The following is a 14,719-nucleotide window of genomic DNA, read 5'->3' as shown; positions in this document are numbered from 1 at the left end:
CGGGGATCATTGTGAGCTGGACCGGATTTCTCAAGCAATGGAAGCGCCATCACAACACCACCCACGTCAAATCCGCAGCCTCGGCGAGCAGGCCATGACCATCCTCAAGAACTGGTACCTCTTGCGGAAGCTTTCGCTGCAGCACCAACCGCATCACCGACGTTGTGATTTCCGCCCATTGCTCGTGGAGCCGTCGTTGGGCTGGATGACGCTGTGAGAGGAACCCGGGAGGTTCCGGGGATACGCCAGGAGCCTTTTGTCGACATTCGTGTGGCCAGTTGAGCAGGATCCTGTGTCGGATCCCACCGAGCCCGGCGGTGCCGCTGCGGCCGAGAGATCTGAGCCAATACCGGGAATCAGGCGGCGACGAGCTCCTGCTCGCGGTCCGGCGTCTTGACCTTGGCCTTGGGCTTCTTGTTCGGCAGTGAGAGCCGGAAGACCTTGTGCCACGCGGAGAACACCTGCTTGGGCAGCGGCCCGGTGACGTACTCCAGCTCGTACTTCTCGAACAGCGCGCGCACCTTCACCGCGACCTCGGCGTACCGGTTGCTCGGCAGGTCCGGGAACAGGTGGTGCTCGATCTGGTGCGACAGGTTGCCGGTCATGAAGTGCATGGCCTTGCTGCCGCTGATGTTCGCCGAGCCCATCATCTGGCGCAGGTACCACTGGCCGCGCGTCTCGCCCTTGATCGAGCGGCGCTCGAAGACCTGTACGCCCTCGGGGAAGTGCCCGCACATGATCACAGAGTGGGTCCAGATGTTGCGGACCAGGTTCGCGGTGAACGTGGCGGCGAGCGTGTTGAGGAACGACGGGCCCGACAGCAGCGGGTGGATCACGTAGTCCTTGAGCACCTGCTTGCGGATCTTGTGGCCCACGGCCCTGGCCCGCGCGCGGAACTCCGGGGTCTTGCGGCGGCGCTTGTTCAGGTTCTTGCCGAGCTCCAGGTCGTACGCTGCGATGCCGTACTCGAAGAAGCAGGCGTTGAGGAAGTTCCACAGCGGCTGGCCGAGGTGGAACGGGTGCCACTTCTGGTCCTCGTCGACGCGCATGATGCCGTAGCCGAGGTCGTTGTCCTTGCCGATCACGTTGGTGTACGTGTGGTGCAGCTCGTTGTGCGAGTGCTTCCACTGCTCGGACGGCGAGACGTGATCCCATTCCCAGGTGGTGGAGTGGATCTTCGGGTCCCGCATCCAGTCCCACTGGCCGTGCAGGATGTTGTGGCCGATCTCCATGTTGTCCATGATCTTCGCCACGGACAGCCCGGCGGTGCCGAGCAGCCACGCGGGCGGGAAGATCGAGAACAGCAGCACGCCCCTGCTGACCAGCTCGAGCTTGCGCTGCGCCGAGATGACCTTGCGGATGTAGGCGGCGTCTTTCTCGCCGCGGCCGGCGATCACCTCGTCGCGGATCGCGTCCAGCTCGCGGCCGAGCTCCTCGATCTGCTTCGCGGTCAGGTGGGCGGTGGGGTCGATGGCGGTCAAGGTGCTCCTACCGTTCGATGTCGCAGGGGCCCGCCGCGGCGGACACGCAGGTCTGGATGAGGACGCCCGGCTCGGCCTCGGTGATCTCGCCGGTGCGCAGGTCGCGGACGGCGCCCGCCTTGAGCGGTGTGACGCAGCCGAAGCAGATGCCCATGCGGCACCCGGAGGGCATGAGCACGCCGGCCTCCTCGCCGACGTCCAGCAACGGCGTGGCGCCGTCCGCGTCGACACTCTTGCCGGTGGCGCTGAACGTGACCTCGCCGCCGTCGCCGGCGACGACGATGCTGGGGCGGAAGCGCTCGGTGTGCAGGCGCTCTTGGACGCCGTGCTCGCTCCAGTGCTCTTCGGCGGCGTCGAGCAGGCCCGCGGGCCCGCAGGCCCAGGTCTCGCGCTCGGCCCAGTCGGGCACGAGTTCGTCGAGACGGGCGATGTCGAGCTGGCCGTCTGTGTCGGTGTGCACCTCGGTGAGCCGCAGCTTCTTGTCCGCGACCAGATCGTGCAGTTCGCTGCGGAAGATCACGTCCTGCGGCTGTGGCGCGCAGTGGACCATGACGGCGTCGTCGAACTCGATGTCGCGCAGCATGCCCATCACGGGCGTGATGCCGCTGCCGGCCGTCAGGTAGAGCACCTTGGCGGGCGTGGTCTGCGGCAGCACGAAGTCACCGGTCGGCTGGTCGAGCTGGATCAGCGTGCCCGGTTTTGCCCGGCGGACCAGGTGGTTGCTGACCTTGCCGTCCGGGATCGCCTTCACGGTGATCGTGACGCGGCCGTCCTGGCGGTTTGTCGGCGAGGTGATGGAGTAGGCACGCCACAGGCGCACCCCGTCGACGTCGACCCCGATCCGCACGTACTGACCGGCCGTGTGGCCGCGCCAGCCCCGTCCCGGCCTGATCACGACAGTCGCGGCGTCACCCGTCTCGGGGTGCACGGCCTCGATGCGCCCACGCAGGTCAGCGCCCGCACGCAGCGGGCTGACCAGGTCGAGGTAGTCCGACGGCAGCAACGGCGTCGTGACCGTCTCCAGCAGTTTCCACGCCCTGCTGCGGAGGGCTGTACTCGTCATGACTCCAGCTTGGTGCGCCTCAAGGCGTAAAGTCCTGACCGCAGGACGTAAATCTGGTCGACTGAGTTGTTCGCAGGGAATAAAAACGTGAGCCATGCAATCCGGAGGGCCAGCGAACTGGCCCTGGATGAGACGACGGTCACCGCACTTCGGGCCGCGCTGAAGACCACCGCCGACGAGGTCGTCCAGGCGATCATCGACGAGGTGCCTTCCTACGCCAACGCTCTTGCGGGCCGCATGGGCGGCACCATCCGCAGAGCCGTCCGCACCGCCCTGGGCCACTACCTGGACCTCGCGAGCGGGACCGCCACAGGCGGCGACGCCGGCGACGCAGCCTACGAGTTGGGCCGCGGCGAGGTGCGCGACGGCCGTTCGATGGACGCCCTGCTCAGCGCCTACCGCGTCGGCGCCCGCGTGGCCTGGCGATGCCTGGCAGCGGGTGCCGTACCCGCAGGTCTGCCCGCCGCCGAGGTCGCCAAGTTCGCCGAGCTGACCTTCGCCTACATCGACGAGCTCTCCGCAGCGAGCGCGGCGGGCCACGCCGACGAACTGGCCGCCCAAGGCAGGGCCCACGAGCGCCACCTGGAACAGCTGGCCCGCGACGTCCTCGCCTGCGCGAGCCCGGACATGCTGCTGGCCTCTGCTCAACGGGCCGGGTGGCAGCCTCCGGTTTCGCTGACCGCGGTCCTGCTGCCCGCCGCCCAGGCCCGGCCTGCCTACCGCACGCTCGACCCGAACACCCTCGTCCTCGACGACCTGCCGGACGCCACCGGTGTGCTGCTCGTCCCCGATGCCGACCGATCACATCTCTTGCGGCAGCTCACCGACCGCACCGCCGTGGTCGGCCCGGCCCGGTCATGGACTCGTGCGTCCGCCTCGTACGCGCGAGCCGTACGCGCGCGCTCCCTCTCCTCTGATATTCGCGACACCGAGGACCACCTGCCCGAGCTGGTGCTGAGCGCCGACGTGGACGCGTTCGCAGACCTGCGTGCCCGAGCCCTCGCACCGTTGCAGACCTTGCCTGTCGCGACCGCACGGCGGCTGGAGGAGACCTTGCGCGCGTGGCTGCTGCACCAGGGCAGACGGGACCAGGTGGCGGCGGCGTTGTTCGTCCATCCCCAGACAGTCCGGTACCGGATGTCGCAGCTGCGGGAGCTGTTTCCGGATCTCGCATCGCCACACCGGGTCCTTGAACTGACGCTGGCGCTCGGTCTGGGGGCCAGCTGACGCGTACGTCAACCGTCCACGACCGCGTCCGCGAGCGGTCCAGGAAGCGTGCCTCGCCCTCGGCCCTATCAGCTGGCTCATGCGGCCCGGGGAAGAGCGGCATGAGCGTGCTGAGACCGGGGGTTGATGTGAAGACCAGACATGGGCCTCGGGAAGCCCGTCGGGGGCGCTGTCTCTGAGAAGCGCGGTGGCGGATATGGCTCGACTGCATCCGGTGGACGATGTGCACCGGCCCGCTCGTCGACGCGCTCATTGAGCATCTGGTCGGCGATCTGGGCCGCTATGCCCTGAAGAACGGCCTTCTTGTCGTCGTGGAGGGCGCTGTCCTGGCACGAGCTGACCCACGGGCGCGCGGCGGGCTGCGGCTGGGTGACCGACGGGGCGGCCAAGCCCGGTCGCCAGGAGCGGAGGGCCGGGCCGCTCGCGCCGGGGACCACCGCGGTTCTGCGACGGCCAGCCCCATGCCTCCCTTCCGACAGGTCAACCGGACGACCGACCGGGCCGGCCTGGCACACCGAGCGAGGGATGATGGGGAGGGAATGACGCAACGTGAGGTCAGGAGCTTCCATGGCAAAGCAGGTTCACCGACCCCGTGAGGACGCGGAGTTCAATTTCATCCTCGGGATGAGCAAAGATCCTGTCCTCGCGTACTTCACCGGTACATGGCCCAAGGCAATCGAGCCCTGCCGGGTGATGGACCTCGTCGTGGGTGGCATCGCCGACGACTACACGGGCCGCCTGACGGCCGTCCGCACCGACATCACGCGCTGTCCGGCCGCAACCGAGCGATACGGGATCACCGCAGCCCCGTCCTGCGTCCTGCTGAAGGAGGGAGAGGCGGTGGCGCACGGCACGGGGCCGATGACCACCGCCGAGGTACGCGAGTTCCTGGACGGCCACCTCTGAGCGGCCGCTGCAGCACGTGGCCGCGACGCCCGTCACCTCCCGTCCATGGGAGGGGGAGAGCCGGCCGCCGTCGCCGGGACCATCCCCGCGCGTGCGGGGATGGACCGCTCGCGGACGGATACAACTACGGGTTCGGTGTCAGTTCAGCGAAGACGCGCCCCCTCGCCACCGCTCTCACGCGGGGACGTAAAGGTCCTGCGGTGACGCGCCCAGGACAAGCCCGTTGTCGAAGCGGACCCGCACCGTCACCAGTGGCCCCTGTTCCTGGAACGCGACCCACGTCGGCTGCAGTGCGCCGACCTTCTCCTCCAGCTGTCTCCTGCTTTCCGGGGGCATGCCGTCACCGTAGGAGTCGAGCAGCGATTTGAGCCGGTCGTACTCGCGGACGTCGGCATCCTCGCAGACGTGTTTGACAACTTCTTCCACGGTTCCTGCGGTGTCGGCGGCGAGGGAGAGGATGCCGATGACCGCACCGGACACCTCGATCGGGTCGGTCAGGCGGAGATCGGCGGCCAGCTTGACCCGCTGGCCTTCCTGCAGAGTCATGGGATTCCCTGTTCTACGGTCCGGTCGTGCTCGCCCCATGATCGCCCTCGTCCGGCTGGGCCGTGATACCGGCCGGGCCGCCAGTGGCGATCGCAAGGTCCGCCGCCAGACGGCGTTCAGCGTTGCCGAAACGCCGTTGCTGGGTCAGCCCTCCGATGATGGACAGGACTCTGGGTTGAGGTTCGGCCGGCACCAGCCCCGCTGCTTCCCGCCCATTCGTTATCCCCGCGGACCCCGTCGCCGCCGCCCGGCGAAGCTGCACGGCGCCAAGGGCTACGACTACGACCACCTGCGCCGATGGCTCCGCAAGCGCGGCATCCGCCACCGCATCGCCCGCAAAGGGATCGAGTCCTCACAGCGGCTCGGCCGCCACCGGTGGGTTGTTGAGAGGACCGTGTGCGCCACGAGGCGCTCTGTTTGTATCCCCGGCTCAGCCGGGAGGAACTCGGAAGGAGGTTTCTGGGCCCGATGACTTACCTGGAACCGAAAGGCGAAGGGGACAAAAGCATGTCAGAAAATCAGTGACCGGGTCCAGTTGTCAGGGACGGTGTGCTGGGTGGCCCGCGTGATACGGCGAAGACTGAATTGTTTGAATCCCAATCTCCAGAAGATGCAAGTTCCCATCCGTCGGAAAGACAGCTGAAACCGACGCCGTGCTCTGCACTGGCTTCTATTGTGCGGCCGGTGCACCTCCGGAGTTCGGGGCGATGTCCAGCGAGGACATTCAAGGAGATGAGTGGGACGCCTACGTCGCGCTAGAACGTACAAACAGAGACGAACGTGGGATCGCCTACGGGACGCGAGTCCTATGGCGACGGAGGCCTCGTAGTAGTCGCCGGAGCAACGACCGGCCAGGGAGGGCGGGAGAGCCGTCCGCAGGGCGAAGGGGGCCAGGTGATTCGGGCACCTTCAGACTCGGGAGGTATGCGAAATGCAGAGCGCCGAAACGGTGCTGGGTGTCCTGCGTGAACGCGGCAGGCGTGGCCTGCCGTGCGAGGAACTGTATCGACAACTGTTCAATCCGCAGTTGTATCTGCTGGCCTACGGGCGGATCTACGCTAACCATGGCGCAATGACGCCCGGGGTCACACCGGAAACTGCTGACGGCATGTCACAGAGGAAGATCGACCGGATCATTGAGGCGATGCGGCACGAGCGTTATCGCTTCCGTCCGGTCCGGCGCGTTCATATTCCAAAGAAGAATGGGAAGACGCGGCCTCTGAGGTTGCCGACATGGTCGGACAAGCTTGTTGGCGAAGTCGTCCGCCTCTTACTGGAGGCGTATTGCGAGCCGATGTTCTCCGGCCGCTCTCATGGGTTTCGCCCTCGTCGTGGGTGCCATACCGCGCTGCGGGAAGTGGCTCACACCTGGACCGGGACAGCCTGGTTCATCGAGGGCGACATCGCCGACTGCTTCGGGAGCCTGGACCACCAGGTCCTGCTGAAGATTCTCGGTGAGAAGGTCCATGACCAGCGGTTTCTGCGGCTGGTGCGGAACATGCTGACAGCCGGATACCTGGAGGACTGGAAGTGGGGAGCCACGCTCTCCGGAGCGCCGCAAGGCGGAGTGGCCTCCCCGATCCTGTCCAACATCTATCTGCATAAGTTGGACGAGTTCGTAGAGACAGTACTGATTCCGGAGTACACCCGAGGGGCACGTCGGGCCCGAAATCCGGCGTATTTGGAGCTACAGAATCTACTGGCGAAGGCTCGCCGGCGCGGTGACCGGGTTCAGGCCCGGACGCTGCGGCAGCGAATGGTCAGCCTGCCGAGCTCGGATCCAAATGATCCGGGATACCGGAGGCTGCGCTACGTCCGCTATGCAGATGACCACCTCCTCGGATTCACCGGACCGAAAGCCGAGGCCGAGAAGATCAAGCAACGCCTGGCAGCGTTCCTGCGTGAAGAACTCAAGCTGGAACGCTCCCAGGAGAAAACGCTGATCACTCACGGCCGTACCCAGGCAGCCAGGTTCCTCGGCTACGATATCGCGATCCAGCACAACGACACGAAGAAGACCGGCCGTTACCGACGAGTCAACGGTCAGATCGCCCTTCGTGTCCCTCTGGATATGATCAAGACCAAAAGTGCCCCCTATCTCGCCCGTGGCAAACCCGCAAAGCGAGATGCCCTCATCAACAGCAGCGATCATGCGATCGTTGCCACGTTCGGGGCTGTCTATCGGGGCATTGTCCAGTACTACCTGCTCGCCGGGGATGTCTCCCGGCTGCATCGACTGCGATGGGTCATGGAGACATCCATGCTCAAGACCCTTGCGGCCAAGCACCGTTCATCCGTGTCGAAGATGGCAGCCAAGCACAAAGCCAGAGTCGACACGGATCACGGGTCCCGAGTCTGCTTCGAGGCACGCATTGAACGGGAGAACAGGAAACCACTGGTGGCGCGGTTCGGTGGAATAGCCCTCTATCGGCAGCGGTCGGCGAAGGTGGTCGACCGGCGGCCAACGTGGGTGGACTATCCGCACAAAGAGCTGGTCACACGGCTCTTGGCGGACACATGCGAGATCTGCGGGCGCAACGGTGATGTGCAGGTGCATCACATTCGCGCCCTTGCCGATCTCGCTCATGCCGGATGGCCGCCGTCCGACTGGACGCGCGTCATGCTCGATCGACGCCGCAAAACGGTCGTGGCCTGCGATGTCTGCCACGATCGGATCCACGAGGTGCAGGCGACCAAGCCCTTCACGTCGTAGTCACTGGAGAGCCGGATGACCAGGAAACCGTCATGCTCGGTTCGGCGGGAGGCCGCGCGGAAAAGGACCTGCCACGGCAGGCACCTCGCCGCGCGGCCGACCCAACGTCCTGGCTCGCCGGCTGCCGCCGACTCCACCGCCGCTACGAACGCAAGGCAGAGCACTTCCTCGCCTTCACCGGCATAGCCGCAACCCTCATCTGCCACCGCCGACTCGTCCGTGTGGACGGGCAGCACCAGTCAAGCTGAGGCTCCGACACTGCTGACCCAGACACCGAAGGGCCTGGACTCCTGCTCGGTGTCGGTCTGCTCCGAGAGGCTCTGCGCGTCATCCAAGTCCGACCAGGTGATGGAGCCTGGCTCGCTGTCGGCCAGAACATCCTCGACGACCGGACCGAGGTCCAATGCCGCCACCCGGCCCGCCCAGTAGGGGTTGTCCGACAGCTGGAGAGGTATCACCACTTGGGGCGTGCCCGCACGAGCCGCCGTCAGTGTCGTTCCCGCGCCGCCGTGGTGGACCACAGCGGCCACCTTGCCGAACAGGTTCTGATCTTGGCATTTAACCTCGGTCGCCCCTCGGCGGAATGATCGCGCTGGTTGTGCCGGTCGGGGAAAATCTGTGTCGGCGCAGGCAGCAGCGCCTCTAACCTGCAAGCCATGCATCAGGATCGAAGGCGCGATCGACGACCAGCCCGTCACGTGCGGCCAGCGACGGTCCGGCATCAGGCTCCGGCCATCGCCGCGGGGACTGAGGTTGTACTCGTCGGCTACTTCTCCGGCAAACAGAAGGACTTCGCCGCGTTGATGGACACGGCGGCCCAGCAGGCGACGAGGCACGGTGTGCGCGTTGTGGGCCGTATCGTTCAGCGCCGCGGTGTCTCGGACGGCGGGGCCAAGAAGATGGCCCTCCCTTATTCCTCACGGACTCTCCTGAGCTACGGAAAGGCCCGCGAAGTAGCCGCACTCTGCGAGCAGACGGACGCCGACGCGGCGCTCTTCCTGTCCACCCTGACCGAGCGCCAGCGTCGCGTGCTGACGGGGATGCTCGGCTGCCCCGCTGTGAGCCTGGCCGATGTCATGGCAGCCGGCTGAACCGCCCTTCAGCCACGGGCCTCGAACAGTGACCCGTACATCGGCGCTCGCTGGGGAGTTCACCGGACAGGCGGACGGCGCTCGCGGGAACATGCGTCCCGTCATGCAAACGCACTCATACGTAAGGCCGCAGGAGTGAGTCTGCTGGACCACAGTGCCCGGCACGAGGCGTTCGACTTCACGTCCCATTTCAGGGAGGACCTCTACACGTGTCTGACCCGGCGCGGTGACACGCTGTTCGAGCTGTGCGACGCGATGCTCTGTGAGGACGGCCCGGTGACCTCACCGGTCGACCTGACGCTGCTGGCGGAACACCGGCGTGGGCCCGAGCCAAAACGGTAGGACAAGCTGAGCTCGTGGGAGCCAACTCCCCAAGGCTTTCACGGCGGAGAGCAATGACTCACCGAGGCGGCAGCAGGGGCAGCTGTGGGCGCCGTCACCGGGGCCCACAGCTGCCCCTGGCAGGGGGTAGATGAGCGGCTTGCTTGATGTCACGAGGGTTCTTGGTCGCTCAAGATCTTGTCGATGAACGTGCGTACGAGGCTGGCTACTTGGGTCGCGTCGACTTCCCTGGTCCAACTTCGGGTGGGGTGTGCGGTGCAGATCAGCGTGAACCGGTGCACGCCGTGCTCGCGTTCTCGTTCCCGGGTGTGGGGACGGCTTCGACAGCCTCCGTGCCGTTCGGTGGCTTCCAGGTGGTCGCGGATCACGTCGGTGTGGAATCGGCGGGGGAAAGTGTGCTGCTCACGGCAGCTTCGGCATTGAAGGAGGTGCGGCACGCTTCCGGTTCGTTCCAGGAAGTGCAGGCTCTTGCCCTCGAAGGTGTTGCAGCTGGCGCAGAGGGGGCCGCGAACGTATCCGTGGTCGTGGCAGTGGTCCCAGGTGAAGGCCCGGCGCTCTGCGCAGAGTCGGCACAGGTAGTCGTCGGCGCGCTGGGTGCGCCGTACCGCGTCGTAGAGCACACCGTCGAGATGGCCTTGGTAGTCCTGGTAGGTCGCGCCTGAGCATCGTGGGCAGAGGGTGACGTAGCCGTGGGAGATCGTGCAGGTCCGCCAGGCCCAGCGTGGTCCTCGGGCCTGGCAGCCGGAGCAGGTCCGGGCCCGGTTGATCAGGTCTTCCTCTACCTGGTCCGAGCGGTCCAGGAGCTCTGTGTAAACGCGGGGGAGGAGCCACTGGCCGTCTGCCCAAGTCATCAGGGCGCGTGGTGCAGTACCGGCGATGTTGTGCCAGTACGGCGTATCGCTGCGGGCGGTGACGAACTCATCCATCGTGAGCCCGCCGGGCAGACCGTTCTCCCCGATGGCCCGCCAGGAAGAGCGCCAGTCCTCGGTGTCCAGGCGTTCTCGGAATGCCTTGTGGAAAGCGGCGTCGTACATCCACTGCATCAGCTGGCGCCGCCAGTCGAAGTGATCCAATAACTCCGCGCCGGATGCCCGGTAGTCGACGGGCAGGTGAACCTCTACGAGATCGTCGAAGTCGAGGGGGAGTTCCGCGAGAGCGTGGCCGGCGCCTTGGACGTCTCGATCGTCGTATACCCAGCGCGCCTTGTGCTTGTAGCCGCGCAGCGCCACCTCTCCAATGACGATGTGACCGTGATGGCGCAGCGTCTTGGTGCGGAGCAGGAGGTTCGGAATGAGAGGCAGGGCGCAGCTCTGCGTGAGGTCCTCGAAGGTGACGCACGCTGACTTCGGGTTGATGAGCATGGCCGGATGATGGCAGCGGCCTCTGACATCTGCTGCTGATCAGGGGCAAGAGGGGGCGTACCGAGATATCTCGCGGCGGGGCGCCTACTGGCCGCGTCCGCGCGTAGGCACGGCTGAAAGCTGTCGCAGTGAGCGACAAGCTCGGCTCAAAGGCTTCAACTGCCATGCAGTTTGGGCAAGATGGGCCAATGACCTTCACCTGGAAGATTCCGCCGTGGCAGCGGAATGAGGACTGTTCGCACATGGCGGTGACGCTCATGAACGTAGGCGACGGTGAGTGCTCAGTGATCTCAGAAAGCGTGCGGGGGGACAACGCCACCGAGGCGCTCGCTGACCTCCTCATGGGACCTGGCGGTGGCGGCACGGTGCTGCAGTCCGGCCTCATCGGCGTTGTGGTCCGGCGCGGCATTGACGTGATGTGGATGGCTCAGCCGCCCATCCAAGTGTCGGCTGACGGCAACGGCGAGTGGAATATCGCGGTCGATGCGGACGGGGCCGAGGTGACTGCGTTCTCCGCTGCCGATACCCGTGACCTGCATACACGGCTGCAAGCCGCGTACAGCGCCGGATAGGTCCTGCACCAGCAACATGAACAGGTACGCCAGTCCATCGAAGGGGCAGCATTGAACAGCGTGGAAATCCCACTGCGCGCTTACGAACACCTGGTCACAGGGTTCGTTTGCTACGAGGCAGTGGATCTCGCCAGGGACTAATCTTCCTGAGTAGGGCTTGGGAAGCGGTAGAGCTCAACCCTGCGGTTCTCTGCCATAAGGCTTCGACCAAGGCCGGAGGGATGGCTTCATCCGCAGCGAACACGGACAGTTCGGCAAATCGATCCCCCCCCGTGCTCCGGCAGCAACCCAGCAGCGGCCTCGATGGTGGCCCGCACCGCTTTGGCCCGACGTCTCGGGTCGTCCAGCTCCATGAGTTCCCACGGATCGTCGACCGCCGTCGGTCCCACTGCGCGCATCTGCCGCAAAATGCGTTGTGATGCTGCCGCAGCTGCCGTCATCCTGGTAGGTTCGTCTTCGTCAGCGACGAAGCTACTCTCGGCGAATACCGCCCTGTTGATCAGACGCAGCAACAGAGGCCAACGCCCCGTGGCTCTCAGGAGCTCCTCCACACATTCCGGAGGCAGCGGCGGGAGATCGCGCATCAGCACCTGACGTGCCTGCGCCGGGGACATCTCATCAACCACGAGTCGATGGCCCGCCCCGGGAAGAATTGCCGGACGACGCGTGGTAACCAGCCGGACACAATTGCTGCCACCGATCACGAACGGCCTGAGCTGCTCCGCCTCCCACACATCATCAAGCACAAGAAGGGTCCGGGAGTGTTTTTGCAGCAAGCGACCAAGGTGCGCACCTGCCATCTCCGGGTCCTGGAACACCTCGGTATTGCCCGTGATGAAGCGTGTGACCTCACCGACCTTGGCCGTAATCGCTGCGCGTCCGCGGACGTCACGTCCCACAGTGACCCGAAAGACTCGGCCGCGGAAGCGCCGCTGCACCCTGCGGTTCGCGCAGACCAGATCGGCAATCGTAGACTTGCCGAACCCGCCAGCACCCTCAAGCACCGCAGTGATGCCGGCGGCTCCACGTCGGGAGGAACACACGGCGGCGATGGCCTGTTCGGTTTGGGAGCGGCCGATTACCCAGTTTGGTATCTCGGCTGGCCCAGGGGCTGGCGGATCCTCCTCGACGGCGGAAAGGCGTGTTGAAACGGTGGTCAGCAAGATGGTCGCCACCGTCGCCACCGTGAGCAGAACGGCAACCGCTGTCCATGGATGCTCTCGTAACGCATCAAGAATGCCCGGCCAGTGAGCATCCTCAGTCGCCGAATTACTCGCAAGGGCGAGCAGGGCAGTCGCCACGACCACAGTGACCGTCAGCCCGATCGCTACCCCCCGCAGTCTGGTCACTGATCCCCCCTCGCCCCTAGACCTGGTAACACGTTACCCATCAGCGGCTCCTGAGTGTTCATCGGTTCTCCGGGACGCGGTTGCTGACATCGGCGGCGTAGGCGGCCCAGTCGCCGCCTGATGCTTGCTGCCACTGGACGGCAACTTTGATGTGGACCCCGAGCATCCGGGCGAGAATCGCGGCGGGGACTTCCGTGGCGAGGGTGAACAGCGCGGTGGAGCGGTCCTGCCTCGGCTGGATTCCGATCTTGCGGAGGCGCTGGCCGATCCGGTCGTCGCCGAGCGGGTGTCCGGGGCGGCCGCCGGGGAACAGCCAGGGGACGTCCTCTGGTGTGCCGATCTGGGCCTTGCCGCGTCGGGTCGCAATGAGCTCGCGAACCAGGCTGGCCAGCGGCGTGGGGAGGACGACCGGCGAGGTGCCGAACGTGGTGGAGACGGTGCCGCCGTCGAAGTCGAAGTCTTCGACGGTGAGCTGACTGATAGTGGCGATCTTCTGTGCGTAGAGGATCAGCAGAAGTCCCGAGACGCGATCCGGGGTCGGCAGGGTGTCGTCGTTGAGAAGGCGCCGGGCGTCGGCCCAGTGTTTCTCGCTGTCGATGGTGCTGAGCGGGCCTGTCCAGCGGACGGTGCCATAGGTCAGGCCGCGGGCATGTCGGTGCTGTACCGACCAGCGGACGAAGTGGCCGGTCTCGTCGCGGGAGCTGACCGTGGAGTCGGTCATCAAGCGTTCCAGGCCAGGGGCGAGTATCGGCCTAGATCGGCGGATGCCTGCCGATCGCCAGCGCGCAGCGGTTCGGCTTCCGCAAGATGGTCATGCTGGGCACGAATGGAGGCGGGCGGCTGGAACTGCTGCCGAGCGTGCCGCGCGAGGGGGAGGAGAACGGATGCCAACGGGAGTGGCTGTCGTCTGCGATGGCGATGACTGTCTCGCCGTCTTCTTGGCGGTCAAGACGGGCGATGACGGGCATGAGCGTTCCGCGGACGAAGTCTCCCGGATGGCGCGCCAGGAGGCCGAGGGCGCTGGGTGGGTGATCGGTTTCGGCTTTGTCCAGCCGGTGATGACATGCCCGGGATGCGCGGACGGCCGCGGCCCTGTCCGGGACCGGGGCACCTGCCGGCGGTGCATGGGCGGCCTCGACTCGACGTCCAGGTGCACCTATTGCCTGTATACGGAGCCGCCACCGGCCGAGGAAGGGTGAGGGCCTTTGGCGCGCTTGTGCGGCGGACAAGGCCCGGCGTCGTTCAGGCCGAGGGCACGGCCCGCTCGCGGCCGTCCCCGAGTGCCGGGGAGCGGCTGAATCCCCGGGCATGCGGAGGGATGGGGGAGTCGTATGCCTACGACATGTTGGAAACCCCGGTTCATTCCCGTGCGTACGGGAGGTAGCGACGGTATCGGTCGGCAGGGGTCACATGCGGCAGGACAGGCCGGTGTCGGGCTGGTAGGTCAGGTCTTCGCGTAGGGCGGGGTTCAGCGGGCGTCCGTCGGGGGCCAGGAGGAGGACGGGCTTGTCGCGGAGCGCCCCGGGCTCGGGCATAGTCCACGCGCTCGCGTGGGGCAGCGTGTGGAGCCAGGTGTGGGGGATGCGGACCGTGTTGAGGAGGATCTGGCGCTGCTGGTTGCGGTGTTGAGCGGACTGGCGCAGCGGGTGGTAGCGGGTGAGGTCTGCGGGCAGTCGGCCCTGGGGGTCCCAGGTGGGGTGGAGCTGGTGGGGGTGCTGGTAGAGGCCGATGACGTTGAGGCTGGGGGTGCCCAGGCGTGAGCGGGCGGTGAGGTGGTCCGGCCGGTGCGGGTCGTCGTCGTCACCGTGGGCGGGGCCGGAGGCGAGGTCGTCGACGGTGCACGGTTCGCCGCCGGGGTAGGGCTCCACGCGGCGGCTTTCGGCCTGGTCGTTTTCAGCGGTCAGGTCACGCTGCCAGTCGTCGAACAGGCGGTGGAGCTGGGCATGGATCGGGTCCGGCCCGGTGGGAGGGGAGGCGGCGTAGACGCTCTGCAGGAGCGGGTGGGTGTCTTCGGGGGTGCGCAGGCGCAGTGGCTTTCCGCTGGCGGGGACACGCTGGTTGAGGGCGT

General features: G+C 66.3%; 14 protein-coding genes and 3 pseudogenes. 8 read left to right on the top strand and 9 right to left on the bottom strand.

The genetic code is table 11. The annotated features are described in order from the left end of the window. Window positions 1-356 precede the first annotated feature (356 nt). On the bottom strand, window positions 357-1,481 hold the full coding sequence (locus ACZ5CR_RS36835; protein WP_468865831.1) for a fatty acid desaturase family protein: 1,125 nt from the start codon (window positions 1,479-1,481) through the stop codon (window positions 357-359). Between the two features lie 7 nt (window positions 1,482-1,488). Then, complete coding sequence (locus tag ACZ5CR_RS36830) at window positions 1,489-2,544, bottom strand: ferredoxin reductase (protein ID WP_468865829.1); 1,056 nt, start codon at window positions 2,542-2,544, stop codon at window positions 1,489-1,491. An 87-nt stretch (window positions 2,545-2,631) separates the two neighbouring features. Here ACZ5CR_RS36830 and ACZ5CR_RS36825 point away from each other — a divergent pair, with 87 nt between their 5' ends. Both ACZ5CR_RS36825 and ACZ5CR_RS36820 read left to right on the top strand, forming a co-directional pair. Then, complete coding sequence (locus ACZ5CR_RS36825) at window positions 2,632-3,771, top strand: PucR family transcriptional regulator (protein ID WP_468865826.1); 1,140 nt, start codon at window positions 2,632-2,634, stop codon at window positions 3,769-3,771. A gap of 567 nt (window positions 3,772-4,338) precedes the next feature. Further along, window positions 4,339-4,677, top strand: coding sequence for a thioredoxin family protein (locus tag ACZ5CR_RS36820; protein WP_468865824.1), 339 nt, complete (start codon window positions 4,339-4,341; stop codon window positions 4,675-4,677). A gap of 174 nt (window positions 4,678-4,851) precedes the next feature. Here ACZ5CR_RS36820 and ACZ5CR_RS36815 read toward each other — a convergent pair whose 3' ends face one another. Then, a complete protein-coding gene (locus ACZ5CR_RS36815) occupies window positions 4,852-5,223 on the bottom strand; it encodes a hypothetical protein (RefSeq protein ID WP_468865822.1) in 372 nt (123 codons plus the stop codon). A gap of 226 nt (window positions 5,224-5,449) precedes the next feature. Here ACZ5CR_RS36815 and ACZ5CR_RS36810 point away from each other — a divergent pair. From ACZ5CR_RS36810 to ACZ5CR_RS36800, 3 genes and pseudogenes are all read left to right on the top strand, one after another. Beyond that, window positions 5,450-5,620 (top strand): annotated as a pseudogene (locus tag ACZ5CR_RS36810) (IS5/IS1182 family transposase); the annotation flags it as partial. Window positions 5,621-6,154: 534 nt separating this feature from the next. Continuing rightward, window positions 6,155-7,936 (top strand): reverse transcriptase domain-containing protein, encoded by a 1,782-nt coding sequence (locus tag ACZ5CR_RS36805; protein WP_468865820.1) that lies wholly within the window; start codon window positions 6,155-6,157, stop codon window positions 7,934-7,936. 32 nt (window positions 7,937-7,968) lie between these two features. After that, window positions 7,969-8,184 (top strand): hypothetical protein, encoded by a 216-nt coding sequence (locus tag ACZ5CR_RS36800; protein WP_468865886.1) that lies wholly within the window; start codon window positions 7,969-7,971, stop codon window positions 8,182-8,184. Window positions 8,185-8,328: 144 nt separating this feature from the next. Here the strand turns inward: ACZ5CR_RS36800 and ACZ5CR_RS36795 are convergent. Further along, window positions 8,329-8,484, bottom strand: a pseudogene (locus ACZ5CR_RS36795) (glycosyltransferase); the annotation flags it as partial. A gap of 150 nt (window positions 8,485-8,634) precedes the next feature. Here ACZ5CR_RS36795 and ACZ5CR_RS36790 point away from each other — a divergent pair. Continuing rightward, window positions 8,635-9,027 (top strand): hypothetical protein, encoded by a 393-nt coding sequence (locus ACZ5CR_RS36790; RefSeq protein ID WP_468865818.1) that lies wholly within the window; start codon window positions 8,635-8,637, stop codon window positions 9,025-9,027. Window positions 9,028-9,168: 141 nt separating this feature from the next. Further along, window positions 9,169-9,351: pseudogene (locus ACZ5CR_RS36785) on the top strand (NF041680 family putative transposase); the annotation flags it as partial. A gap of 167 nt (window positions 9,352-9,518) precedes the next feature. On the opposite strand, the gene ACZ5CR_RS36780 reads toward ACZ5CR_RS36785, so the two are convergent. Further along, window positions 9,519-10,730 (bottom strand): endonuclease domain-containing protein, encoded by a 1,212-nt coding sequence (locus ACZ5CR_RS36780; protein ID WP_468865816.1) that lies wholly within the window; start codon window positions 10,728-10,730, stop codon window positions 9,519-9,521. Window positions 10,731-10,858: 128 nt separating this feature from the next. Here ACZ5CR_RS36780 and ACZ5CR_RS36775 point away from each other — a divergent pair, with 128 nt between their 5' ends. Next, a complete protein-coding gene (locus tag ACZ5CR_RS36775) occupies window positions 10,859-11,302 on the top strand; it encodes a hypothetical protein (protein WP_468865814.1) in 444 nt (147 codons plus the stop codon). Window positions 11,303-11,529: 227 nt separating this feature from the next. On the opposite strand, the gene ACZ5CR_RS36770 is transcribed toward ACZ5CR_RS36775, so the two are convergent. The 4 genes from ACZ5CR_RS36770 to ACZ5CR_RS36755 all read right to left on the bottom strand — a co-directional run bounded on the left by ACZ5CR_RS36770 (window position 11,530) and on the right by ACZ5CR_RS36755 (window position 14,519). Continuing rightward, a complete protein-coding gene (locus ACZ5CR_RS36770) occupies window positions 11,530-12,651 on the bottom strand; it encodes an NB-ARC domain-containing protein (protein ID WP_468865813.1) in 1,122 nt (373 codons plus the stop codon). 58 nt (window positions 12,652-12,709) lie between these two features. Then, window positions 12,710-13,372: a hypothetical protein gene (locus ACZ5CR_RS36765; protein WP_468865810.1), complete on the bottom strand. Its 663-nt coding sequence runs from the start codon at window positions 13,370-13,372 to the stop codon at window positions 12,710-12,712. Between the two features lie 31 nt (window positions 13,373-13,403). Then, on the bottom strand, window positions 13,404-13,619 hold the full coding sequence (locus ACZ5CR_RS36760) for a hypothetical protein (RefSeq protein WP_468865809.1): 216 nt from the start codon (window positions 13,617-13,619) through the stop codon (window positions 13,404-13,406). A 438-nt stretch (window positions 13,620-14,057) separates the two neighbouring features. Then, window positions 14,058-14,519, bottom strand: coding sequence for a hypothetical protein (locus ACZ5CR_RS36755; RefSeq protein WP_468865807.1), 462 nt, complete (start codon window positions 14,517-14,519; stop codon window positions 14,058-14,060). Window positions 14,520-14,719 lie beyond the last annotated feature (200 nt).

It is taken from the genome of Streptomyces sp. NPDC031274 (genome assembly GCF_055570235.1).
This window is presented reverse-complemented; position numbering and strand designations above follow the sequence as displayed.